At 73.3% G+C, this 21,680-nt stretch carries 20 protein-coding genes; 6 read left to right on the top strand and 14 right to left on the bottom strand.

Annotated features, from left to right (window positions below; all coding sequences use genetic code 11):
• The first annotated feature begins 94 nt into the window (after positions 1-94).
• Positions 95-151 carry a trp operon leader peptide gene (locus ACFY1P_RS11745; protein WP_361535349.1) on the top strand — a complete coding sequence of 19 codons (57 nt, stop codon included), beginning with the start codon at positions 95-97 and terminating at the stop codon, positions 149-151.
• Between the two features lie 95 nt (positions 152-246).
• On the top strand, positions 247-2,175 hold the full coding sequence (locus ACFY1P_RS11740) for an anthranilate synthase family protein (RefSeq protein WP_390750533.1): 1,929 nt from the start codon (positions 247-249) through the stop codon (positions 2,173-2,175).
• A gap of 241 nt (positions 2,176-2,416) precedes the next feature.
• Here the strand turns inward: ACFY1P_RS11740 and ACFY1P_RS11735 are convergent, their stop codons facing one another.
• From ACFY1P_RS11735 to ACFY1P_RS11720, 4 genes are read right to left on the bottom strand one after another with little or no spacing between them, the layout of a single operon-like run.
• Positions 2,417-3,448: a 6-phosphofructokinase gene (locus ACFY1P_RS11735; RefSeq protein ID WP_361523253.1), complete on the bottom strand. Its 1,032-nt coding sequence runs from the start codon at positions 3,446-3,448 to the stop codon at positions 2,417-2,419.
• Positions 3,449-3,491: 43 nt separating this feature from the next.
• Positions 3,492-4,163, bottom strand: a complete 672-nt coding sequence (locus ACFY1P_RS11730; protein WP_390750532.1) for a response regulator — start codon at positions 4,161-4,163, stop codon at positions 3,492-3,494.
• Positions 4,160-5,383, bottom strand: a complete 1,224-nt coding sequence (gene macS, locus ACFY1P_RS11725; protein ID WP_390750531.1) for a MacS family sensor histidine kinase — start codon at positions 5,381-5,383, stop codon at positions 4,160-4,162. The genes ACFY1P_RS11730 and macS overlap by 4 nt, the downstream gene beginning before the upstream one ends.
• A gap of 26 nt (positions 5,384-5,409) precedes the next feature.
• Positions 5,410-6,156, bottom strand: coding sequence for a 1-acyl-sn-glycerol-3-phosphate acyltransferase (locus tag ACFY1P_RS11720; RefSeq protein ID WP_205519343.1), 747 nt, complete (start codon positions 6,154-6,156; stop codon positions 5,410-5,412).
• A gap of 128 nt (positions 6,157-6,284) precedes the next feature.
• Here ACFY1P_RS11720 and ACFY1P_RS11715 point away from each other — a divergent pair, with 128 nt between their 5' ends.
• The gene (locus tag ACFY1P_RS11715) at positions 6,285-7,079 is read left to right on the top strand and encodes an alpha/beta hydrolase (RefSeq protein ID WP_390750530.1); all 795 of its coding nucleotides are present in this window, start codon (positions 6,285-6,287) and stop codon (positions 7,077-7,079) included.
• Positions 7,072-7,659, top strand: coding sequence for a hypothetical protein (locus ACFY1P_RS11710; RefSeq protein ID WP_390750529.1), 588 nt, complete (start codon positions 7,072-7,074; stop codon positions 7,657-7,659). Before ACFY1P_RS11715 ends, ACFY1P_RS11710 begins: the two co-directional genes overlap by 8 nt.
• A gap of 18 nt (positions 7,660-7,677) precedes the next feature.
• On the opposite strand, the gene ACFY1P_RS11705 is transcribed toward ACFY1P_RS11710, so the two are convergent.
• The 6 genes from ACFY1P_RS11705 to ACFY1P_RS11680 form a co-directional block, all read right to left on the bottom strand.
• Positions 7,678-8,430 (bottom strand): endonuclease/exonuclease/phosphatase family protein, encoded by a 753-nt coding sequence (locus ACFY1P_RS11705; protein WP_390750528.1) that lies wholly within the window; start codon positions 8,428-8,430, stop codon positions 7,678-7,680.
• A 55-nt stretch (positions 8,431-8,485) separates the two neighbouring features.
• Positions 8,486-9,427, bottom strand: coding sequence for an ROK family glucokinase (locus ACFY1P_RS11700; protein WP_361523268.1), 942 nt, complete (start codon positions 9,425-9,427; stop codon positions 8,486-8,488).
• Positions 9,428-9,484: 57 nt separating this feature from the next.
• On the bottom strand, positions 9,485-9,940 hold the full coding sequence (locus tag ACFY1P_RS11695) for a DUF5304 domain-containing protein (RefSeq protein WP_361523270.1): 456 nt from the start codon (positions 9,938-9,940) through the stop codon (positions 9,485-9,487).
• A 56-nt stretch (positions 9,941-9,996) separates the two neighbouring features.
• The gene (locus ACFY1P_RS11690) at positions 9,997-11,301 is read right to left on the bottom strand and encodes an ArsA family ATPase (protein ID WP_390750527.1); all 1,305 of its coding nucleotides are present in this window, start codon (positions 11,299-11,301) and stop codon (positions 9,997-9,999) included.
• Between the two features lie 69 nt (positions 11,302-11,370).
• Complete coding sequence (locus tag ACFY1P_RS11685; RefSeq protein WP_361523276.1) at positions 11,371-11,823, bottom strand: SRPBCC family protein; 453 nt, start codon at positions 11,821-11,823, stop codon at positions 11,371-11,373.
• 70 nt (positions 11,824-11,893) lie between these two features.
• Positions 11,894-12,667, bottom strand: coding sequence for a metallophosphoesterase (locus tag ACFY1P_RS11680; protein ID WP_361523279.1), 774 nt, complete (start codon positions 12,665-12,667; stop codon positions 11,894-11,896).
• Between the two features lie 267 nt (positions 12,668-12,934).
• Between ACFY1P_RS11680 and ACFY1P_RS11675 the strand changes: the two genes are divergently transcribed.
• Positions 12,935-14,731, top strand: a complete 1,797-nt coding sequence (locus ACFY1P_RS11675; RefSeq protein ID WP_361523281.1) for an AMP-dependent synthetase/ligase — start codon at positions 12,935-12,937, stop codon at positions 14,729-14,731.
• 335 nt (positions 14,732-15,066) lie between these two features.
• Here ACFY1P_RS11675 and ACFY1P_RS11670 read toward each other — a convergent pair whose 3' ends face one another.
• On the bottom strand, positions 15,067-16,209 hold the full coding sequence (locus ACFY1P_RS11670; protein ID WP_361523284.1) for a glycosyltransferase family 4 protein: 1,143 nt from the start codon (positions 16,207-16,209) through the stop codon (positions 15,067-15,069).
• 156 nt (positions 16,210-16,365) lie between these two features.
• On the opposite strand from ACFY1P_RS11670, the gene ACFY1P_RS11665 reads away from it, so the two are divergent.
• Positions 16,366-17,613, top strand: coding sequence for a glycosyltransferase 87 family protein (locus ACFY1P_RS11665; protein WP_361523287.1), 1,248 nt, complete (start codon positions 16,366-16,368; stop codon positions 17,611-17,613).
• 7 nt (positions 17,614-17,620) lie between these two features.
• Here the strand turns inward: ACFY1P_RS11665 and ACFY1P_RS11660 are convergent, their stop codons facing one another.
• The 3 genes from ACFY1P_RS11660 to ACFY1P_RS11650 form a co-directional block, all read right to left on the bottom strand.
• Positions 17,621-18,943, bottom strand: a complete 1,323-nt coding sequence (locus ACFY1P_RS11660) for a hypothetical protein (RefSeq protein WP_361523290.1) — start codon at positions 18,941-18,943, stop codon at positions 17,621-17,623.
• A gap of 101 nt (positions 18,944-19,044) precedes the next feature.
• The gene (locus ACFY1P_RS11655; protein ID WP_361523293.1) at positions 19,045-20,091 is read right to left on the bottom strand and encodes an NlpC/P60 family protein; all 1,047 of its coding nucleotides are present in this window, start codon (positions 20,089-20,091) and stop codon (positions 19,045-19,047) included.
• 250 nt (positions 20,092-20,341) lie between these two features.
• Positions 20,342-21,406 (bottom strand): NlpC/P60 family protein, encoded by a 1,065-nt coding sequence (locus ACFY1P_RS11650; RefSeq protein WP_361523296.1) that lies wholly within the window; start codon positions 21,404-21,406, stop codon positions 20,342-20,344.
• Positions 21,407-21,680 lie beyond the last annotated feature (274 nt).

Raw genomic sequence — 21,680 nt, 5'->3', positions numbered from 1 at the left:
CCGGCGTGCCGCCCCGGTCCGCGCCCCGGTGCGCGCCTCCCCGCCACCCGCCGGCCCTGCCCCCGCCCCCGGCCGGTCCGGTAAGGTGCGCAGCATGTACGCACCGACGAACCAGAACTGGTGGTGGACCGCTCGACCGGCGGCCCACTGATCGCGCGTACACCGAAGACACACCGCGAAGGCCGCCCGGAGGGGCGGCCTTCCGTGTTTCCCGGGCCGTTCCTCTCCTCACCGGAAGGAACCCGCATGACCGGCGACACCCGCACCCTCCTCGCACGGCTGACCGACCCCGCCTGCCCGCCCTTCGCCCTGCTGCACCGCCGCACCCCCGGCCGGCCGGACGACGTCGTCGAGCTGCTCACCGGCACCGTGCGGGAGGTCGAGCGGCTGGCCCACATCCCCTTGCCGGACGGGCCGCCCGCCGACAGCGGCCCGGTCCTGGACGCGCTCGCGCTCATCCCGTTCCGGCAGATCCGCGAGCGCGGCTTCGACGTCCGCGACGACGGCACCCCGCTGGCGGTGCTGCGCCCGGATGAGGCGCACGAGCTGCCCCTGGCCGAGGTCCTGGCGGCGCTGCCCGCGCACGAGGTGCGGGTGGAGGGCGGGGCGTTCGACGTGGGGGACGAGGAGTACGCGCGGATCGTCCGGCGGGTGATCGAGGACGAGATCGGCTCCGGGGAGGGCGCCAACTTCGTCATCCGGCGGACCTTCGAGGGCGAGGTCCACGGTTTCACCGCGGCCGATGCCCTGGCCCTGTTCCGGCGACTGCTGGCGGGCGAACGCGGCGCGTACTGGACGTACGTCGTGCACACCGGCGACCGGACGCTGATCGGCGCCAGCCCGGAGGTGCACGTGCGGATGGCCGGCAACACCGTCGTGATGAACCCGATCAGCGGCACCTACCGCTATCCCGCCGACGGCCCGGACCGGGCGGGGCTGCTGGCCTTCCTGCACGACCGCAAGGAGGTGGAGGAGCTGTCCATGGTCGTGGACGAGGAGCTGAAGATGATGTGCACCGTGGGAGACATGGGCGGGGTCGTCGTCGGTCCGCGGCTGAAGGAGATGGCCCACCTCGCGCACACCGAGTACGAGCTGCGCGGACGCTCCTCGCTGGACGTGCGGGACGTGCTGCGGGAGACGATGTTCGCGGCGACCGTGACCGGGTCACCGGTGCAGAACGCGTGCCGCGTCATCGAGCGGTACGAGCCGGCGGGGCCGGGCGGCAGCGGGCGCGGCTACTACGCGGGCGCGCTCGCGCTCATCGGGCGGGACGCGGGCGGCGGCCGGACGCTCGACTCGCCGATCCTGATCCGCACCGCCGACATCGACCGGCGCGGGCGGCTGAGGCTCGCCGTCGGGGCCACGCTCGTGCGGCACTCCGACCCTTACGGCGAGGTCGCCGAGACGCACGCGAAGGCGGCGGGCGTGCTGGCCGCGCTCGGCGTGCGGACCGCGCGCCGCGGCGGGACGGCTCCCGCCGCGCGCTTCGCGGACGACCCCGAGGTGCGCGCAGCGCTCGACGCGCGCCGCGAGGATCTGGCCCCCTTCTGGCTGCGGATGCAGAGCCCCACGTCCACGGCGCGGCTCAGCGGGCACGCGCTCGTCGTCGACGGCGAGGACACCTTCACGGCGATGCTGGCGCACCTGCTGCGGACGTCGGGGCTGACGGTCACCGTGCGGCGCTACGACGAACCCGGGCTGCGGGAGGCCGCCCTGGCGCACGAGGGCCCGGTGGTGCTGGGCCCCGGCCCCGGCGACCCCTCCGACGTGGCCGACCCCAAGATGCGGCTGCTGCGCGGCCTGGCGGCGGAACTGCTGCGCGGGCACCCGCACGGCCTGCTCGGGGTGTGCCTCGGGCACGAGCTGATCGCGGCGGAGCTGGGTCTGGAGATCGCACGCAAGGACGTGCCGTTCCAGGGGGCGCAGGAACGGATCGACTTCTTCGGGCGGGCGGAGAGGGTGGGGTTCTACAACACGTTCACCGCGCGATGCGACGAGTCCGCGACGGCGGAGTTGGCGATGCACCGGGTGGAGGTCTGCCGTGACGCGGTGACGGGGGATGTGCATGCCCTCCGGGGGCCCGGATTCGCCGGCGTCCAGTTCCATCCGGAGTCGATCCTGACGCTGTCGGGGGCGACGCTGGTGGCTGAGCTGCTGGCTGCGGTGCTGGTCTGATTTTTCCCCCACCCCGCCCCTTCCCGAACTGGGGCGCGTGCCCCCGACCCCCGAGCGCGGGTCCGTTGCCGCCTGCGGCGGGAGCGGCCTGCGGCCGCGTCCTCAAACGCCGGACGGGCTGGATATCCAGCCCGTCCGGCGTTTGAGGACACCGCGCGAAGCGCGGTCAGGGGGTCTGGGGCGCAGTCCCAGTTCGGGAAGGGGCGGGGTGGGGAACAAAGCGCCGCAGGCCCCCCGGCCCTCAGCCGAAGAACGTACGCGCCTCCTCGTACAAAGACTCCGGCACCGTCTTCAAGCGAGCCGTCGCGTCAGCGAGAGGCACACGGACGATGTCCGTGCCCCGCAGCGCCACCATCCGGCCGAAGTCGCCGTCCCGGACCGCGGCGATCGCGTGCAGGCCGAACCGCGTCGCCAGCCACCGGTCGAACGCGCTCGGCGTCCCCCCGCGCTGCACATGCCCCAGCACGATCGTGCGGGCCTCCTTGCCCGTGCGCTGTTCGATCTCCTTGGCCAGCCACTCGCCCACCCCGGACAGCCGGACGTGGCCGAAGGAGTCGTGCGCGGCGGCGCCCTTCAGCACCAGGTCGCCGTCCTTCGGCATGGCGCCTTCGGCGACGACCACGATCGGGGCGTAGCTGGCGCGGAAGCGGGAGGTGACCCAGCCGCAGACCTCGTCGAGGTCGAAGCGCTGCTCGGGGATGAGGATGACGTTGGCGCCCCCGGCGAGGCCGGAGTGGAGGGCGATCCAGCCGGCGTGCCGGCCCATGACCTCGACGACGAGGACCCGCATGTGGGACTCGGCGGTGGTGTGCAGGCGGTCGATGGCCTCGGTCGCGATGTTGACGGCGGTGTCGAAGCCGAAGGTGTAGTCCGTGGCGGAGAGGTCGTTGTCGATGGTCTTGGGCACGCCGACGCAGCGGACGCCGTGCTCCTCGTGGAGCCGGGCGGCGACGCCGAGGGTGTCCTCCCCGCCGATGGCGATGAGGGCGTCGACGTCGTCCTTGACGAGGTTCTCCCGGATCCGGTGGACGCCCTCCGGGTCCTTGAAGGGGTTGGTGCGCGAGGAGCCGAGCACCGTGCCGCCCCGGGGCAGGATGCCGCGCACGGCGGGGATGCCGAGCGGCACGGTGTTGCCCTGGACCAGCCCCCGCCAGCCGTCGCGGAAGCCGATGAATTCGTGACCGTAGTCCTGGACGCCCTTGCGGACGGCGGCGCGGATGACCGCGTTGAGCCCGGGGCAGTCACCGCCGCCGGTCAGCATTCCGACCCGCATGACAATCTCCCTTCAGCCGGGGACACCGCCCGGCCGGGAACGGTCAGGCGCCGTCGAGACCTCGCTCTATCGCGTAGCGCACGAGCTCCACGCGGTTGTGCAACTGGAGTTTGCCCAAGGTGTTCTGAACATGGTTCTGCACCGTACGGTGCGAGATAACCAGCCTTTCGGCGATTTGCTTGTACGAGAGGCCCTTGGCGACGAGCCGCAGCACCTCGGTCTCGCGGTCGGTCAGCCGGGGCGCGTCCCGCTGGTCGGGGGCCGCGGGGGCCGGGTCGGAGGCCAGCCTGCGGTACTCCCCGAGGACCAGTCCGGCCAGGCCAGGGGTGAACACCGGGTCGCCCGCGGCGGTCCGGCGGACGGCGTCGAGCAGTTCCTCGGTGCTGGCCGATTTCAGGAGATAGCCGGTCGCGCCGGACTTCACGGCCTCCAGGACGTCCGCGTGCTCGCCGCTCGCGGAGAGCACCAGGACGCGCAGCGCGGGGTTCTCGCCGACGAGCTCCTTGCACACGGCGACGCCGGGCAGGCCGGGCAGGTTGAGGTCCAGGACCAGCACGTCGGGGGCGGCGGCCCGGGCCCGGCGCACCGCCTGGGGGCCGTCACCGGCCGTCGCCACCACGTCGAACCCGGCGGCGGCCAGGTCGCGGGCGACGGCGTCGCGCCACATGGGGTGGTCGTCGACCACCATGACCTTCACGGTCTGCTCGTCACTCATTTCCTGGCCTCGCTCCCCCGTGGAACTCTCAATTCGACTTCTGTGCCCTGGCCGGGCACGGACAGCAGCTCGGCGCTGCCGCCCAGGTCACGCAGCCTGCCGCGGATCGACAGGGCGACACCCATGCGTCCCTCCCGTTCGGCCGCCGCCAGCCGGCCCTCGGCGATGCCCGGCCCGTCGTCCCGCACGGTGACGATCACGGCGTCCGGCTCGTCCTCCAGCAGGATCCAGGCCCGCGCGCCGTCCCCGGCGTGCTCGCGGACGTTGTCCAGTGCGGCTCCGACGGCGGCCGCCAGCTCCGCCGCCGCGGCCGCCTCCAGCAGGACGGGCGTGCCGGGCCCGGCGTAGGAGACCGCGGCCCCCGCGTGCGGTGCGAGCAGCGCGCCCACGTCGCAGGGCCCCTCCGGGGCCAGCGGCGGGGTGCCCACGGACCGTACGAGCTCCGCGTCCCCGGCGAGCTGCTCCCGCGTGCCCCGCGGGGGCCGCAGGCCCCCGGCGACGAGGGTGCGCAGGGCGATCTCCTGCTCGCCCGCCATCCGGCCGAGCTCGGCGGCCTCGCCGCCCAGCGCGGCGCCCCGGCGCTGCACCATGGCGAGCACCTGGAGCACGCTGTCGTGGATGTCGCGGGCGAGCCGTTCGCGCTCGCGGGTGGCCGCCTCGATCTGGAGGGCGCGGGCGAGCGTGCGCTCACTGGCCCGGGCGACCTCCACGATGTAGCCGATGGCGACGCTGGAGACCCACACCAGCAGCACGTTGTGGACGGTGTCGCGGGCCATGCCGCCGCGCTCGGCGAGGTTGGCGGCGGCCACCAGGGTGGAGCCGACGATCGCCCAGCGCCAGCCGCCCTTGATGGCACAGCCCAGTACGGCGCCGCCCGCCCAGATGGACGGCAGGGTGGCCGCTCCCCCGTCGATGCGCTCGGCGGAGTCGACGACGGAGGTGAGCAGGATCCCGGCCAGCGCGATGGTCAGGTCGGCGACGAGGAACCGCTTGGTGCAGCGCTCGGGAGAGGTGACCCGGTTCCAGGTCAGCAGCATCCAGAGCGTGAGTGCGCCCATGTAGAGCGCCGCCCCGGCCGGATGGGCGTACTCGCGGTAGTTCAGGAAGAACAGTGCGAGGGCGTAGCCCAGCGTCAGGATGCGGTAGCCGGTCAGCGCGCGCCACAGCGGCAGCTCCACCGACATCCGTACGACGCGCGGCCTCGTGCTGCGCGGTGTCATCGACCCAACCCCCCGGTCCGGGCGTGCTACGCCTCGGGCCGCTTGTCCGCCTTGTCGAGTCCGGCGGCCTTGGCCGCCTTCTCCTCCTCGGCCTTGCGCTTCGCCTCGTCCGCGATCTGCCGCTTGGCGGCGGTCGCGTAGATGTCGACGTACTCCTGGCCGGACAGCTCCATGATCTTGTACATGACCTCGTCGGTCACCGAGCGCAGGATGAAGCGGTCGCCGTCCATGCCGTGGTAGCGGCTGAAGTCCAGCGGTTCGCCGATCCGGATGCCCGGCCTGATCATCTTCGGCAGGACCTTGCCCGGGGGCTGCACCTTCTCGGTGTCGATCATCGCGACGGGGATCACGGGGGCGCCGGACAGCAGCGCCACCCGGGCCAGGCCGCCGGGCTTGCCGCGGTAGAGGCGGCCGTCCGGGGAGCGGGTGCCCTCCGGGTAGATGCCGAAGAGCTCACCGCGCTCCAGCACCTCCAGACCGCTCTTGATCGCCGCTTCGCCGGCCCCGCGGCCGCCCGAACGGTCGACGGGCAGCTGGCCCACGCCCTTGAAGAAGGCGGCCGTCAGCTTTCCCTTGACCCCCGGGGAGGTGAAGTATTCCTGCTTCGCGATAAAGGTGATCTTGCGATCCAGGACCGCGGGGAGGAAGAAGGAGTCCGAGAACGACAGGTGGTTGCTCGCCAGGATGGCGGGCCCTTCGGCCGGGATGTTCTCCAAGCCCTCCACCCACGGCCGGAAGGCAAGCTTCAGCGACCCGCCGATGGACAGCTTCATAGCGCCGTAGAACAACCGAGAACCTCCTGTAGTGACGAGGAGACCTTAACCTGCCTACCCGCCGTGCGGCGCTCCGCGTACGCTGAGGGCCAGACCCCTTTTTCCCGTTCCACCGATCGGAGATTCCGGTGCCGCTCCTCCCCGGCGCCGAGCCGTTCCGCCACGACGGCGGAGAGGTCGGCGTCCTCGTGTGCCACGGCTTCACCGGTTCCCCGCAGTCCGTACGGCCCTGGGCCGGGTATCTCGCGGAGCGCGGACTGACCGTCTCGCTGCCGCTGCTGCCCGGGCACGGCACCCGCTGGCAGGACATGCAGCTCACCGGCTGGCAGGACTGGTACGCGGAGGTCGACCGGGCGCTGGGCGAGCTGCGCGAGCGCTGCTCCGAGGTCTTCGTCTGCGGTCTGTCCATGGGCGGGGCGCTGGCGCTGCGGCTGGCGGCCCGGCACGGTGACGCGGTCAAGGGCATCGTGGTGGTCAACCCGGCCAACAAGGTGCACGGCCTCGGCGCGAAGGCGCTGCCGGTGGTGCGCCATCTGGTCCCCTCGCGCAGGGGCATCGCCAGCGACATCGCCAAGCCGGGCAACGAGGAGCTCGGCTACGACCGGGTGCCGCTGCACGCGGCGCACTCCTTCCGCCGGTTCCTGCGGATGCTGGACGGTGAACTGCCGCAGGTGACCCAGCCGTTGCTGCTGATGCACAGCCCCGAGGACCACGTGGTGCCGCCCGTGGACTCGGCCCGCATCCTGGCCCGGGTCTCCTCGCGTGACGTCACCGAGCGGCTGCTGGAGCGCAGCTATCACGTGGCGACCCTGGATCACGACGCCGAGATCATCTTCGAGGAGACGTTCGCGTTCATCAGCAGGCTCTCCGCGGGCGTCGGTGAAGCGGGCGTCGGTGAAGCCGGGGCGGCCTCCCGTGGCTGAGCACGACGCGGACCGCGACCGCGACGAGAGCCGCGACCCCCTGGACGAGGACGCCGCGTGGGCGGAGCTCGTCGCCGCGTACGGCGAGCAGCCCGACCCCGAGGCGGGCCGCTGGCCCGCCTCCGGTGATGTCGCCGACCCCCCGCCCGGCCCCGCCGAGGGCAAGGACGCCCCGGACGCGGACCCCGAGGGTGCCGCCGACAGGACACCCCGGGCACCGGAGACTCCGGAGCGGCCCGTGGGCAGCTTCGTCGTCTACGCCCCGGGGGTCGGCCCCCGCGACTGGGACACCCCGGGCGCGGCGGGCGACGACGACCTCGACGAGCCTGACGAGGGCCACTTCGTGCCCCCGGAGCCGCCGCCGCTCCCCACCGGCGACGTCACCGCGCGCTTCGCGTGGATCGCGGTGCTGGGCGGGCCGCTGCTCCTGCTGCTGATGGTGCTCTTCCGGCAGGAGCTGACGTGGTGGGTCACCACGCTCGGCGTCGGTGGCTTCCTGGGCGGCTTCGCCACGCTGGTCCTGCGCATGAAGGACTCCGACGAGGAGGACGACGACCCGGGCCGCGGCGCGGTCGTCTGAAGCCGAAGAGCCCGCGCCCTAGGACGCGGCCGGGATCCGGAGCGCGGCCAGCACCGGCAGGTGGTCCGTGGCCGCCCGCAGATCCCGCTCGGCCACTCCCGGCAGCCCCATGGGCACGCCGCACCCCAGCACTTCGACGCCCTCCGTGGCGAGGACCGCGTCGATGCGCTGGAGCGGGTCGCCGAGGCGGGTGGTGTGCTCACGGCCCCACGGCTTCGTGGCCCAGCCGTCCTGGAGCGCGTCCGCGAGGAGGCCGAACGTCCGGCCGTCGGGGCGGTCGTTGAGGTCCCCGGCGGCGACCGCGTGCGGCACGTCCAGGCCGGCCAGCGTGTCGAGCAGCAGCTTCCCCTGCCCGTACCGCTCCCCGTCCTTGATGCTCAAGTGGCAGCTGAGGACGCCGAGGCGGGCCCGGCCGAAGCGCAGCACGGCGGTGGCGAAGCCGCGTTGGTGCAGTCCCGGTGTCCGCGGCAGCAGGATGTCCTGCGTGCGCTCCACGGTGGCCCGCAGCGAGGACAGGATCATGGGCCCGGAGGCGGTGGCCCCGCCGGTGACGTACACGAGCTCGGACGTACGGGCCAGCCGGGCCGCGGCCTTGCGCCAGCGGAAGAAGCGCGGCGCCTCCTGGACGCAGACGACGTCGGGGGCGCAGGCCCGGATCACCCGGGCCAGCGCCCCCACGTCGTCACGCATCGACCGGACGTTGTAACTGAGCACGCGGACGACGGCCGAACCGTCGGACTCCGTGTGCGACGGGGGCAGATCCGCGAGCATCACCACTCCTCAAGCAGTACGACGTCCGGAAGGACGGCCCTGACGGGCCCTTGTGTCAGCCCTGGCGGGCCAGGTCCGCCGCGCCCACGAGACCGGCCTTGCCGCCCAGTTGGGCGGCCAGCACCTGCGCGTGCGGGCGCCACTGGCCGCCGACCAGCCAGCGGCGGAAGGACTTGCGGATCGGGTCGAGGACGAGGTCGCCCTCATCCGAGACGCCGCCGCCGACGATGAACGCCGACGGGTCGAAGAGCGAGGCGAGGTCGGCGAGGCCCGCGCCGGCCCAACGCGCCAGCTCCCGGAAGGAGTCGACGGCCACCGCGTCGCCCCGCCGGGCCGCGTCGCTGATGTGCTTGCCCTGGATGCCCTCGGGGGTGCCGTCACCGAGACCGAGGAGGATCTCGGCGTTCTCCGGGGTGGCCTGGGCGCGCTGGCGGGCGTAGCGGACGAGGGCACGGCCGGAGGCGTACTGCTCCCAGCAGCCCTGGCTGCCGCAGCCGCACAGCAGGCCGTCCGGCACGACCCGGATGTGGCCGAACTCGGCGGCCACGCCGAAGCGGCCGCGGCGCAGCTTGTTGCCGATGATGATGCCGCCGCCGAGGCCGGTGCCCAGCGTGATGCAGATGACGTCGTCGTGGCCCTGGCCGGCGCCGAAGCGGTATTCGCCCCAGGCCGCGGCGTTGGCGTCGTTCTCCACGACGACCGGGAGGCCGACGCGCTGCTCGACCTTGTCCTTCAGTGCCTCGTGGCGCCAGTTGATGTTGGGGGCGAAGAGGACCGTGGCCCGCTTCTCGTCCACGTAGCCGGCGGCGCCGATGCCGACCGCCTCGACCTTGTGGTCGGCGCTGACCGTGCGTACCGCGTCCGCGATGGCGTCGATGACGCCCTCCGGGGTCGACGGGGTCGGTACCTTGCACGTCGCGAGGATGTTGCCCTCCTCGTCGACCACGCCGGCCGCGATCTTCGTGCCGCCGATGTCGACGCCGATGGTGAGTCCCATGTGTCCCTCAGTTATTCGCTCGAACCCCGCCGCGACCCACCGTACCGGAGCCCCAGGTCAGTCGAGGTCGATGCGCTCGGCACCGCCCGCTCCGGCATCGCCCCGGCCGGGTCCCGCGGGCGGCTCGGCGGGCTTCGCGGCCTCGCCGCGCGTCCAGCGGGCCTCCTGGCCCTGGACGGCCGCGCGGTAGGCGGCGAGGAGCTCGGAGCCGGCGGAGGCGAGGTGGTCGAAGACGTCGGGGTTGCGCTCGATGACCGGTTCGACGGCGGCCTTCGCCTGGGCGATGACCTGCTGCACGACCTCCTGGGCCGCCAGGCCCGCCAGCGGCAGCTGGAGTGCGGAGACCTTCTCGGTCACGGCGTCGACGAGCTTGCGCAGCTCCTCGGCGGCGGTGCCGGGCTGCTCGTGACGGCGGCGGGCCCGCTCCGCGGCGAGATCCTCGGCGCACGCCTGCTCCCAGGCATCGGGATCGGCCGCCGCGTCGGGGGCGGGGCGCTCGGTGGCATCGCTCATGGCGGACTCCTGCGACGGGGGTTTCCTTCGACGTTACCCGAACGGTGGATCGGTGTTCACGGAGTCCGTGGCCACAGGGCGGGGTCGGGGGTGAAGCGCACGCACAGCGCGCCGTCGCGCAGCCCGGCCCCGGAGACGGTGCAGCGGCGCAGCGCCGACGGCAGCGGCAGGACGCGGCGGAACGGGCCGACGCCGACGATGAGTTCGTCGCCCCTGCGTATGAGGTCGAGGGCGTCGCGGTCGGCGCCGGGCAGCGGCAGCCGCCAGAGCAGGACACCGTCGGTGGCCAGCCGGTCCTCCACGGTCCAGGCGTCGGGCTCGGAGCCGGTGGCGGGCCAGCCGTCGAGCTCGTCGGCCAGGCCCTCGCCCTCGACGATCCCGACGGTGCCGCCCTCGCCGCAGATGGTCGTCGACGTGGCGGCGTCGACGAGCGCGCCGAGGTCCTCGTGGCCGCGGGGGTCACGGCCCAGGTGCGGCAGTTCACAGAGGGTGATGCCGTCGATGAGGTACTCCTCGTGGAGCGCCTTGAGGGCGGTCCGCTGCTCCGCGACGAGCCCGGCCGGCCAGAGGTCGGCGCCGTCGCCCGCGGGGAGCACGCGGTTGGCGACGAGGGTGTCGACGCGGCAGCCCTGGAGGGCGAGTCCGGCGCGGGCGAGGCGCAGGGTCTCTACGGCGAGCGGCCCGGGCCCGGCGACGAGGCGCACGGTCGTGCCGCCCGCCTCGACGACGTCCTGGACGGCGGCGAGTTCGGCCTCCCAGCGCTCCGCGGTCTCATACATCCGCTGCGCGGGCATCGGCACCCCGGCCAGCTGGGCGAGCATCGGCCGCAGGGCGCGGGCCGCCTGCCGCTCGGCGGGCAGCAGCCGGCGCAGATAGCGGCGCAGCTGCTCGGGCAGAGCGAGGAGGCGCACGGTCTCGTGCGCGGGGGGCATGTCGACGACGAGGAGGTCCCACGCGGCGGCGGTGTGTGCGGCGCGCAGGGCGGCGAGGACGGCGAGCGGTTCGGCGCCGGGGAGTTCGGTGAGCTCCTCGGGGTCGAGCGGGGCGGCGCCGAGGAGGTCGAAGAGGGAGGCGCCGCGCTCCTGGAGGTCGCGGGCGCGGTCCTGGAAGTGTTCGCCGGTGGCTATGCGGGCGGCCCACAGGCCGGGGGCCGCCTCGACGGGCTCCGCCCAGGGCACACCGGCAGCGCCGGCCGCGGGCGGCGACGGCAGGACGGTGCCGAGCACGGCGTCGGGCGCGGGGCCGCGGTCGGTGGTGAGCAGCAGGACGCGACGGCCCCGGCGGGCGGCGACGAGCGCCGTGGCCGCGGCCGTGGTGGTGCGGCCCGCGCCGCCGGTGCCGGTGACGAGGACCGTGCGCAAGGTTTCTCCTGGGACGTGGGTGCGGCGCCGTTGTCGTCCGGGGGCCTCGAAAGCCCCCGGACCCGGACCTCAGGAGGTGGCTTCGCCGCTCTCCACCCGCTGCTTGAGACCGTCGAGCGCGCGGTCGATGATGACCTTCTCCGCCTTGCGCTTGATCATCCCGAGCATGGGGATCTTGACGTCGACGGTGAGCTGGTAGGTCACCTTGGTGTGGCGGCCGCCGGCCTCCGGCTCCAGGCTGTACGAGCCGTCGAGCTGCCGCAGCATCTGGGACTTGACCAGGGACCAGCTCACGACGTTCTCCGCGGGCCAGGTGTAGGCCAGCGTGTGGTCGTCCTTGATGGCGCCCGCGTCGAGGACGAGGCGCACCTGCGCGGCACGGCCCTGCTCGTCCTTGGCGAGCACCTCCGCCTGCTTGACCTCCCCGGTCCACTCCGCGTAGCGGTCGAAGTCTGCGATCACCGCCATGACCTCGGCCGGGGTCGCCTCGATCGTGATGCTCGAGCTGGTGTGTTCCGCCATCTCCGTGGCTCCTCCGTACCGGTCCGACCGCCTCGTATGCCTGCCGCTGAAGGCTACATCCCGGCGCGCGTCACCACTCCAGCACCCAGGGTGTACCGCTGGAGGCGAAGTGGCCGACGTTGACGCACTCGGTCGTGCCGATGCGCATCCGGCGCGCGAGGGGCTGGTGGACGTGGCCGAAGAGGGCGTAGCGGGGGCGGGTCCTGCGGATCGCCTCCAGCAGGGCGGCGCTGCCGGTCTCGAAGCGGCGGGCGACGGTGTCGTAGCAGAGTTCGGGCACGTCGGGCGGGATGTGCGAGCAGAGGACGTCGACGTCGCCGAGGGCCTCGATCTTCGCTGCGTACTCCTCGGCGCCGATCTCGAAGGGGGTCCGCATGGGCGTGCGCAGGCCACCGCCGACGAAGCCGAAGACGCGGCCGCCGATCTCGACGCGCTCGCCGTCGAGCACGGTGGTGCCGGGGGCGGCGTACTCGGGCCAGAGCCGGGGGATGTCGACGTTGCCGTAGGTGGCGTAGGTGGGGGTGGGGAAGGCGGCGAAGAGTTCGGCGTACTGCTTGCGGACGGCGGACTCGATGGCCGCGTCGCGGTCGACGCCCTCCCACAGCCGCCGGCCCAGCTCGCGGGCCTCCTCGAAGCGGCGGGCGGTGCGCAGCTCCACGATCCGGTCGGCGTTCTCCACGCCGAAGAGCTCGGGGAAGATGCCGCGCGAGTGGTCCGCGTAGTCGAGGAAGAGGATGAGGTCGCCGAGGCAGACCACGGCGTCGGCGCCGTCGCCCGCCCGTGCGAGACCCTCGCTGTTGCCGTGCACATCGCTGACCACGTGAACTCTGAAGCCACCTCGCATGCCGATCACCCTAGGCTCTGCGGGCGGCCCTCCGGAAGGTCGCCGACCTGCGGTTACTTCCCGGTCACCAAGCGGAGGGGCTAGGGTTCGGAAGGCGGTCCGGTGGCGTGTGACGCACAGAACATCTGAGCGCCACCCCTATTCGAAAGCCGTACTGGTGGGTAACGTCCGGGCAGTCCAATACCCCCCTTGCCTGACATGGACCGCAGCCGACGCAGCGCCCCTCGACGACGCGGCGGCGCCGGCGCCCGACGAGGAGCAGCAGTCTTGCGCGAGTTCAGCCTTCCGGCCCTCTACGAGGTCCCCGCGGACGGAAACCTGACGGATCTGATCCGCCGCAACGCCGCGCAGCGCCCCGACGTCGCCGTCATAGGGCGCAAGGTCGGCGGCCGCTGGGAGGACGTCACCGCCGCCGCCTTCCTCGCCGAGGTGCGGGCCGCGGCCAAGGGTCTGATGGCCTCGGGCGTCCGGCCGGGCGACCGCGTGGGGCTGATGTCGCGCACCCGCTACGAGTGGACGCTGCTGGACTTCGCCATCTGGAGCGCGGGCGCGGTGACCGTGCCGGTCTACGAGACGAGCTCGGCCGAGCAGATCCAGTGGATCCTCGGCGACTCCGGGGCCGTCGCCTGCGTCGTGGAGACCGAGGCGCACGAGAGCGCCGTCGAGTCCGTCAAGGACCGGCTGCCGGAGCTGCGGCACGTCTGGCGCATCGAGGACGACGCCGTCGGGCGGCTGGGCACGGCCGGCGAAGGGCTGAGCGACGAGGAGGTGGACGAGCGCAGCGCGCTCGCGGGCGCCGACTCGCCCGCGACCATCGTCTACACCTCCGGCACCACCGGGCGCCCCAAGGGCTGTGTGCTCACCCACCGCAGCTTCTTCGTGGAGTGCGGCAACGCCGTGGAGCGGCTCAAGCCGCTGTTCCGCACGGGCGACTCCTCCGTGCTCCTCTTCCTGCCCACCGCCCATGTCTTCGGCCGGCTGGTCGAGATCGCGGCGGTGCTGGCGCCCATCAAGCTGGGCTGCGTGCCCGACATCCGCAACCTCACCGACGAGCTCGCCGCCTTCCGGCCCACGCTGATCCTCGGTGTGCCGCGCGTCTTCGAGAAGGTCTACAACTCGGCGCGCGCCAAGGCCCAGGCCGACGGCAAGGGCAAGATCTTCGACCGGGCCGCGGACACGGCCATCGCGTACAGCCGCGCCATGGACGGCCCCGGCGGGCCGTCGCTGGGGCTCCGGATCAAGCACGCGATCTTCGACCGGCTCGTCTACGGCAAGCTGCGCGCCGTGCTCGGCGGGCGGGCGACCCACGCGATCTCCGGGGGCGCGCCGCTGGGCGAGCGCCTCGGCCACTTCTACCGGGGCATCGGCTTCACCGTCCTGGAGGGCTACGGCCTCACGGAGTCCTGCGCGGCGACCGCCTTCAACCCCTGGGACCGGCAGAAGATCGGCACCGTCGGGCAGCCGCTGCCCGGCTCGGTCGTCCGGATCGCCGACGACGGCGAGGTGCTGCTGCACGGCGAGCACCTCTTCCAGGGCTACTGGAACAACGAGGCCGCCACCGAGGAGGCGCTCTCCGACGGCTGGTTCCACACCGGCGACCTGGGCACGCTCGACGAGGACGGCTACCTCACGATCACCGGGCGGAAGAAGGAGATCATCGTCACCGCGGGCGGCAAGAACGTCGCCCCCGCGGTGATCGAGGACCGCATCCGCGCGCACGCCCTGATCGCCGAGTGCATGGTCGTCGGCGACGCCCGCCCCTTCGTCGGCGCCCTGATCACCCTCGACGAGGACTTCCTCCCCCGCTGGCTCGCCGACCACGGCAAGCCGGCCGGCACGACCCCGGCCCAGCTGGCGGACGACCCCGACCTCCTCGCGGCCGTCCAGAAGGCGGTCGACGACGGCAACGCGGCGGTCTCGAAGGCGGAATCCGTACGCAAGTTCCGCATCCTGCCGGCGCAGTTCACGGAGGCGTCGGGTCATGTGACGCCGTCCCTGAAGCTCAAGCGGAACGTTGTGGCGAAGGACTTCGCGGACGAGATCGAGGCGATTTACCGGGGGTAGGGGCGGAGGGGGGTGCGGGTGCGTGGCGCCTGCGGCGGGCTTTTCCCCTACCCGCCCCTTCCCGAACTGGGGCTCGCGCCCCAGGCCCCCGACTGCGGGCGCGTCGGCTGACGCGCAGCGCCTGCGGCGCTCGTCCTCAAACTCCCCCAGCTACCGCTGGGAGGTGCCCCCAATGGGCTGGATGGTGCTGACCGTAGCCAGCACCATCCAGCCCGTCCGGCGTTTGAGGACACCGCGCGAAGCGCGGTCAGGGGGTCTGGGGCGAAGCCCCAGTTTCGGGAAGGGGCGGGGCTGGGGAACAAAAATCAGCCGCCGCAGGCGACAACGAACCCTCACTACAAAAGCTCGCGCAACCGCCCCGCCAGCAGATCCCAGCGCCACTTCTCCTCCACCCAAGAACGCCCCCGCGCCCCCAGCCTCTCCCGCAAAGCGGAATCGCGGAGAAGCGTCACGACCCGGTCAGCCGACTCCTCCGCCGAACCACCCCGCACCACATAGCCCGTCTCCCCGTCCAGGACCGCGTCCGGCGCTCCCCCGGAGTCGCCCGCGACCACCGGCAGGCCCGTCGCGGACGCCTCCAGGTAGACGATGCCGAGGCCCTCGACGTCCAGCCCGCCCCGCCGCGTACGGCACGGCATGGCGAAGACATCACCGGCGCCGTAGTGCGCGGGCAGTTCCTCCCACGGGACGGGGCCGGTGAAGCGGACGGCGTGGGCGACGCCCGTCGTGTCGGCCAGCTCGCGCAGGTCCTTCGCGTAGGGGCCGCCGCCGACGATCAGCAGCACCGCGTCCGGCACGGCCGCCAGGATGCGCGGCATGGCCCGGATGAGCGTGTCCTGGCCCTTGCGCGGGACGAGCCGGGAGACGCAGACGACGACCGGGCGGTCGGCGAGCCCGAGGCGGGCCCGGACGGCGTCGCCGCCGGAGCCCGGGTGGAAGGTCTTCTCGTCGACGCCGGGCGGCAGTTGGACCATGCGCGCGGCCGCCTCGGCGGTCAGCGCGCCGGCGATCCTCGACCGCGTGTACTCCCCCAGATAGGTGAGGGTGTCCGTGCCCTCCCCGATCCGCCGCAGCAGCTGCCGGGCGGCCGGCAGCTGGGCCCAGCCCGCCTCGTGGCCGTGCGTGGTGGCGACGATCCGCCGGGCGCCGGCCCGGCGCAGCGCGGGCCCCATCAGCCCCAGCGGTGCGGCGGCGCCGAACCACACGGAGGAGCAGCCGTGTTCCCGCAGCAGCCCGGTCGCGCGCCGGGTGACCCGGGGCGTGGGCAGCAGCATGGTCGTGGGGTCGCGGACGACCTGGAAGGGCTGTTCGGCGTCGAAGCGGGCGGTGGCCTCCGCGCCCTCCTTGCCGCGCTTCCAGGTGGAGGCGTAGACGACGATCTCCGACGGGTCCAGGCGCAGCGCCATGTTGTGCAGGAATGCCTGGATACCGCCGGGCCTGGGCGGGAAGTCGTTGGTGACGATCAGGGTCTTGTGCATCGGGGCCGACAGTACCGGGTGCGCGGGGGCGGCGATCGGGCGGCAACGGCGGGTGCACCGGGCACGTCACCGGCCACCGGCGGCCGGGAAGGGCATCATGCCTTCCAGTAGCGGGGTGCTCGCGGCGTGTGAGGACCGTGACGAACGAGGTGAATGATGGCGGGCGCTGGATTGCGGCTCTCGATCGCGGTGTGGGCCGTCACCCGGGCCGTGCTGCTGCTGTGTGTGTTCCGGGTGTGGGTGATGCCGGGTTCGGACGTCTCCGTCGACATCGAGGTCATCTACCAGGGCTGGTACGGGGTCCTGCGCACCGGCATCTTCCCGTACGACGACGTGACCTGGCAGTACCCGCCGGCCGCCGCGCTCGCCGTGCTCGCTCCCGGGCTGCTGCCCTTCCTCGACTACGCCCCGGCGTTCTTCCTGGTGTGCTTCGCCGCGGACGCCGCCGTCCTCGCCCTGCTGCTGTACGCGGTGCGGGGCGGCCGGCGCAGCGTGAAGGGGGTCTGGGTGTGGGTGGTGGGGGTGCCGCTGCTGGGGCCGATCGTCTATGCCCGCTATGACGTGATGGTGACGGCCGTCGCGGTCGCGGCCCTGCTGGCGGCGGGGCGCAGGACCCGGCTGGCGGGGGTGCTCATGGGGTTCGGCGCGCTGCTGAAGGTCTGGCCCGTGCTGCTGCTCGTCGGGACGCCCCGGGGCCCCCGCACCCGCGCGGCCTGGAGCGCGGCGGCGCTGGGCGCGGTGGCGGTCGGGCTGTTCTTCGCGGTGACGATGCCGGGGGCGCTGGCGTTCCTGAGCTTCCAGCGGGCCCGTGGCACGGAGGTCGAGTCGCTGGGGTCGCTGGTCTTCCACCTGGGCCGGCACGTGGGGTGGCACGGTCACGCCCGGCTGAACTACGGCTCGGTGGAGTTCCTCGGCCGGTACGTCCACACCGTCAGCCGGCTCGCGCTCGCGCTGACCGTGCTGGCCTTCGGCTGGCTGCTGGTGTGGCGGCTGCGCGCGCGGAGGTTCACGGCGTGCACGCCCTCCGACGCGGCCTTCGCGGCGGTCCTGCTGTTCACCACGACGAGCCGGGTGATCAGCCCGCAGTACGTGGTCTGGCTGATCGGTCTCGCCGCCGTCTGCATGACGATGCGGGCCACGCGGCAGGGCCTGCCGATCGCGCTGGTGCTGCTGGCGGCTCCGCTGACGCAGCTCGAATTCCCCATCTGGTTCTCCCACGTGGTGGCCAGCGACAAGCTGGGCGTCGCGACGCTGACCCTGCGCAACACCCTGCTGGTGGTGGCGACGGTCATCTCCTGCACCCGGCTGTGGCGGGACACGGTCACCGGGGCGGGTCGCTCCGGTGCGACGGACCCGCCGACGGACCCGCCCACGGAGAAGGAGCAGCCGCTGACCGTCGGCTGAGTGCCGCTCAGCCCAGCTGCTGGGTCACATAGGCGCGCCACCGCCGGGTGAAGTCCGCCTCCGGGACGCCCAGCACCTGGTGCAGCGCCGCGGCCATCGCCCCCGCCCGCCGCTGGTGGCCGCCCACCGCGCGGTAGAACGCGACGAGCTTCTCCTCGCCCCACTGCTCGGCGATCATGCGGCAGGCCAGCCAGCCCTCCTCGTACGCGCGGGCCAGCCGTCCCTGCTCCCCCGCGAAGCCGAAGTCGGCGTCCGTGGGCAGGTTCCCGGGCGGCCGGCCCTCGCCGACGGCGCGCGCCAGTTCGGGGGCGGCCTGGCGGGCGGTGCGGCCGGTGCCGCGGTAGGCGGTCCAGTCCGCGAAGCCCTCGGAGAGCCACAGCGGGGTGGCGGCCGAGGTCAGCGAGCGGGTCGCGACATGGGCGGTCTCGTGGGTGAGGACGACGCGGCGGCCGAAGTCGCCCAGTGTGCCGTACGCCTCGGGGTTGACGATGATCCGGTCGGCGGGGGCGTTGCCGGAGCCGCCGACCTCACCGGTGGTGACGGCGGCGATGCCCCGGTAGTTCGCCGCCGGCGAGTCCAGGAGCTCGGCCATCCGGTCGACGGAGGCGGGCATCTCGACGACGACCCGGCCCGGCCAGTCGCCCTTGTGCCGGGCGGGGGTGGCGGTGGTGCCGTCGCGCTCGGGCGGTGCCGTGCCGGGCGCGGCCGGTCCGCCGCGCCAGGCGGAACTGACCGCGGGCACCGCGGCGTCGGCGAGGTCCGCGAGGGCCTTCAGCCGGGCCTGGTCCTGGCCGACGCCGAGGACGAGGCTGTGCGCGCCCCGTACGGCCGTGACCGGGCCCTGCTGCCAGAGCTGCCGGGGGCCGTGCCGGGTGTCCTCGGCCGCCACGTACCACTGGTCGTCCTTGCGTACGACAGTGAGCCGCTCGGTGGTGGTGACGGGGACGATGTCGTAGCCCGCGAGCCGGTAGCGCAGTTCGGCCTCGGCGGCGACACGGTGGCCGTCGCCGCCGGAGGGGGCGAAGCCGCCGGTGCGCACCAGGTGGTAGTCCCAGGAAGTGAGGGGCACGGCGGCGAGGTTGGCGAACCGCGCGCGCTGCTCGGTGCGGAAGCCTTCGGCATCGGGGTCCAGGGCCGCGAGGAAGGCGCGCTCGTCGCGGTCGCGCAGCGCCTTGGCCCAGCGGTCCAGCAGGGCGGTCACGGCCTTGTGCTCGTCGTCCTGGCCGCCGGAGAGCCCCACGGAGCCGCAGCCGCACAGGGCTTGGAGGACGAGCAGCCCCGCCACCAGCGAACGGACGAGCGCCGCGCGAGGCGCGCGGCCCGAAGGCACGCCGCAGGACCGTCCGCCAAGGACTCCGCTCCACCTCCACCGGCCCGTCACGCCCCGCATCGTACGAGCCACGCACCCCGCGCCGTGCGCTCAGGTGGTGTTCATGGCCGGGTGACGGACGAAATCGGCATCATGTTGGCCGGGTCGTAGCGGACCCTGGCGCCCGGGTAGGGGGCGTGCACGACCTGTCCGTTGCCGACGTACATGCCCACGTGGCTGGCGTCATTGCGGTAGATCACCAGGTCCCCGGGCTGGGCCTCGGCCAGGGAGACGTGGCGGCCGGCGTTGCGCTGCGCCTGCGAGGTGCGCGGCAGGCCCACCCCGGCGCGTCCGTAGGCCCACTGCATCAGACCGGAGCAGTCGAAGGCGCCCGGCCCGGTCGCGCCCCAGGCGTAGGGGGTGCCGACGGCCGAGCGGGCGGCCATCGCGGCGGCGGCCCCGCGCGAGGAGAGGCCCGCGAGGTTCGGCAGCCCGGCGAGCGAGCCCTCCGAGCGGTCACCGCCGGAGCGCGACGCCCGCGCGTACGCCTCGCGGTCCCGCTCGGGCAGCGAGTTCAGCAGGCGGCGGGCCGTGGCGAGCTTGCCCTCGACCTCGCGCTTGTGCTGCTCGACGGCCTGCCTGCTGTCCTCCAGCTGCGCGAGGACGCGGACGGCCTCCGCGCGCTCCTGGCGCAGGGTGCGCTGCGCCTCCAGGAGCGCCTTGAGCTGCTCGGCCTGACGGCCCGTGACCCGGTCGAGGACGGCGGCCCGTTCCAGATAGGCGTCGGGATCCGAGGAGAGCAGCAGCTGGATCGCCGGGTCGACGGCGCCGTTGCGGTACTGCGCGGTGGCGATCATGCCCAGTGCCCGGCGCATCCGGTTGACGTGCTCCTGGCCGCGTACGACGCGGTCGGTGGCCTGGGCGACCTTCTGCCGCAGGGTGCCGGTGCGCTCGCCGGCCGCGTTGAACTTCTCGGTGGCCGCCTCGGCCTGCTCGTAGAGCCGGTCGACCTGTGCCTTCACCGTGCCGGTCCCCCTGGCCGTGCCGGAGGGGTCGCCGGGCGCGGCCCCGGCGGGTGCCGCCAGGCCGGCGGCCGCGGTGGCCACGGCGGCGGACAGGACGGTGACCCGGGTGAGACCGGGCTGCGCGGGACGACGGTGTGACGCCACGGGCTGCCGCACTCCTTCCGTTCTTCCACTGGGTGCGCGGTGCCCTCCTGCCGCCCGGAGAGGGGCGGAGCACTGTGCGGGTACCGCGCGCCAGACAGTAGCGGCGCGGTCACCCCCGGTTCAAAGACCCGGCGGGGCGGGAACGTTGACGCCCCGCCGGAGACGCAGGTCACCGGCGGGGCGTGGAGTCAGCGGGGCTCGCCGTGATTCGCCCGAACGGGCGGCACGTCAGCCGTTCGGCCCAAGCGCGTCAGCCGATGCGCACACCGAACTGGAAGGGCATGTTGCCCATCGACTCGTAGCGCACGTTGGCGCCCGGCTTGGGGGCGTGCAGCGTCATGCCGTTGCCCGCGTAGAGGCCGATGTGGTGCAGGTCGCCGTAGAAGAGCACCAGGTCACCGGGCTTGAGCTGGCTCTGGTCGTAGATGCGGGTGCCGTCGTTGGCCTGGTCCTGCGAGACGCGGTCCAGGGTGACGCCCGCCTGTGCGTACGCCCAGGAGGTCAGGCCCGAGCAGTCGAAGGAGTCCGGCCCGGTCGCGCCCCAGACATAGGGGGAGCCGATGACGGACTGCGCGGCGGCGAGCGCGGCGGCGCCGCGGCCCGAGCCGGCCGGGATCTTGATGTCCGGGCGGCTGTCCCCGCGGCTGGCGCGGTCGCCGCCGCTCTTGGCGCCACCGCCCTGCCCGGCGCCCGCACCGTCGCCGCCGGTGATCTCGGCGCGCTCCTTGGCGGAGAGGGTGTTGAGGAGCTCCTTGGCGTCGGCGAGCTTGCTCTGGACCTCTTCCTTCTTGTCACCCAGTGCCTTGCGGGTGTCGGCGAGGTCCTTGAGCTTGCCGGTCGCCTCCTCGCGCTGCTGCTTGAGGGTGCGCTGCTTCTCGGATATCTGCTTCAGGGTGTCGGCCTGCTTGGCGCTCAGCTGGTTGAGCGTGGAGGCTTTCTCCAGGAAGGTGTCCGGGTCGGAGGAGAGGAGCAGCTGGAGGGAGGGGTCGATGGCGCCGCTGCGGTACTGCGCGGTGGCCAGGGAACCGAGGCTGTCGCGGAGCTTGTTGAGCTCCTCCTGGCCGCGGGCGACCTTGTCCTGGAGTTCGCCGACCTGCTTGTCGAGCTTGTCCTGCTTCTCCTTGGCCCCGTTGTACTTCTCGGTGGCCTGCTCCGCCTCTTCGTAGAGCTTGTCGACCTTCGCCTTGGCGTCCGACTTCGAGGGCGAGTCGGCGTGCGCAGCCTGGGCGGAGAGGGCCACGGCCGCGGCGGCGGTCGCGGTCAGCACGGTCACGCGAGTGCGGCCCGGCTGCTTGGGTCGACGGTGGGACGCCACGGAGACGAGCTCCTTCTTCCTCAGCCGCCTGCCGCGCGAAGTCCGCGGTTCCGGCGGGACCTTCACCGTCACCCCGAATGGATGATCACCGCGCGAAGGTTCGAGGCCCGACCTTAGTGACCTCCCTATGATCCGTTCAAATCCCCCGGCGGAAAATCTCGCCCCACAAGCACATCCTTTACCCGCGCGACACAGTGGGTGACGCCTGATGGACGCTCAGGCACCAGGCGGAGGCTCCCATTCCACCCGTGCCGGGAGAAGCCACGCACAAGCG

It is taken from the genome of Streptomyces sp. NPDC001407, from assembly GCF_042895325.1.
Taxonomy (GTDB): domain Bacteria; phylum Actinomycetota; class Actinomycetes; order Streptomycetales; family Streptomycetaceae; genus Streptomyces.
The sequence above is the reverse complement of the archived record's forward strand: the minus strand, read 5'-3'. Positions and strand labels throughout refer to the sequence as shown.

Coding starts and splice junctions, on each gene's coding strand:
- ACFY1P_RS11740 (WP_390750533.1), top strand. CDS start 247: ATGACCGGCGACACCCGCACCCTCCTCGCACGGCTGACCGACCCCGCC.
- ACFY1P_RS11735 (WP_361523253.1), bottom strand. CDS start 3,448: ATGCGGGTCGGAATGCTGACCGGCGGCGGTGACTGCCCCGGGCTCAAC.
- ACFY1P_RS11730 (WP_390750532.1), bottom strand. CDS start 4,163: ATGAGTGACGAGCAGACCGTGAAGGTCATGGTGGTCGACGACCACCCC.
- macS (WP_390750531.1), bottom strand. CDS start 5,383: ATGACACCGCGCAGCACGAGGCCGCGCGTCGTACGGATGTCGGTGGAG.
- ACFY1P_RS11720 (WP_205519343.1), bottom strand. CDS start 6,156: ATGAAGCTGTCCATCGGCGGGTCGCTGAAGCTTGCCTTCCGGCCGTGG.
- ACFY1P_RS11705 (WP_390750528.1), bottom strand. CDS start 8,430: ATGCTCGCGGATCTGCCCCCGTCGCACACGGAGTCCGACGGTTCGGCC.
- ACFY1P_RS11700 (WP_361523268.1), bottom strand. CDS start 9,427: ATGGGACTCACCATCGGCGTCGACATCGGCGGCACGAAGATCGCGGCC.
- ACFY1P_RS11695 (WP_361523270.1), bottom strand. CDS start 9,940: ATGAGCGATGCCACCGAGCGCCCCGCCCCCGACGCGGCGGCCGATCCC.
- ACFY1P_RS11685 (WP_361523276.1), bottom strand. CDS start 11,823: ATGGCGGAACACACCAGCTCGAGCATCACGATCGAGGCGACCCCGGCC.
- ACFY1P_RS11680 (WP_361523279.1), bottom strand. CDS start 12,667: ATGCGAGGTGGCTTCAGAGTTCACGTGGTCAGCGATGTGCACGGCAAC.
- ACFY1P_RS11670 (WP_361523284.1), bottom strand. CDS start 16,209: ATGCACAAGACCCTGATCGTCACCAACGACTTCCCGCCCAGGCCCGGC.
- ACFY1P_RS11665 (WP_361523287.1), top strand. CDS start 16,366: ATGGCGGGCGCTGGATTGCGGCTCTCGATCGCGGTGTGGGCCGTCACC.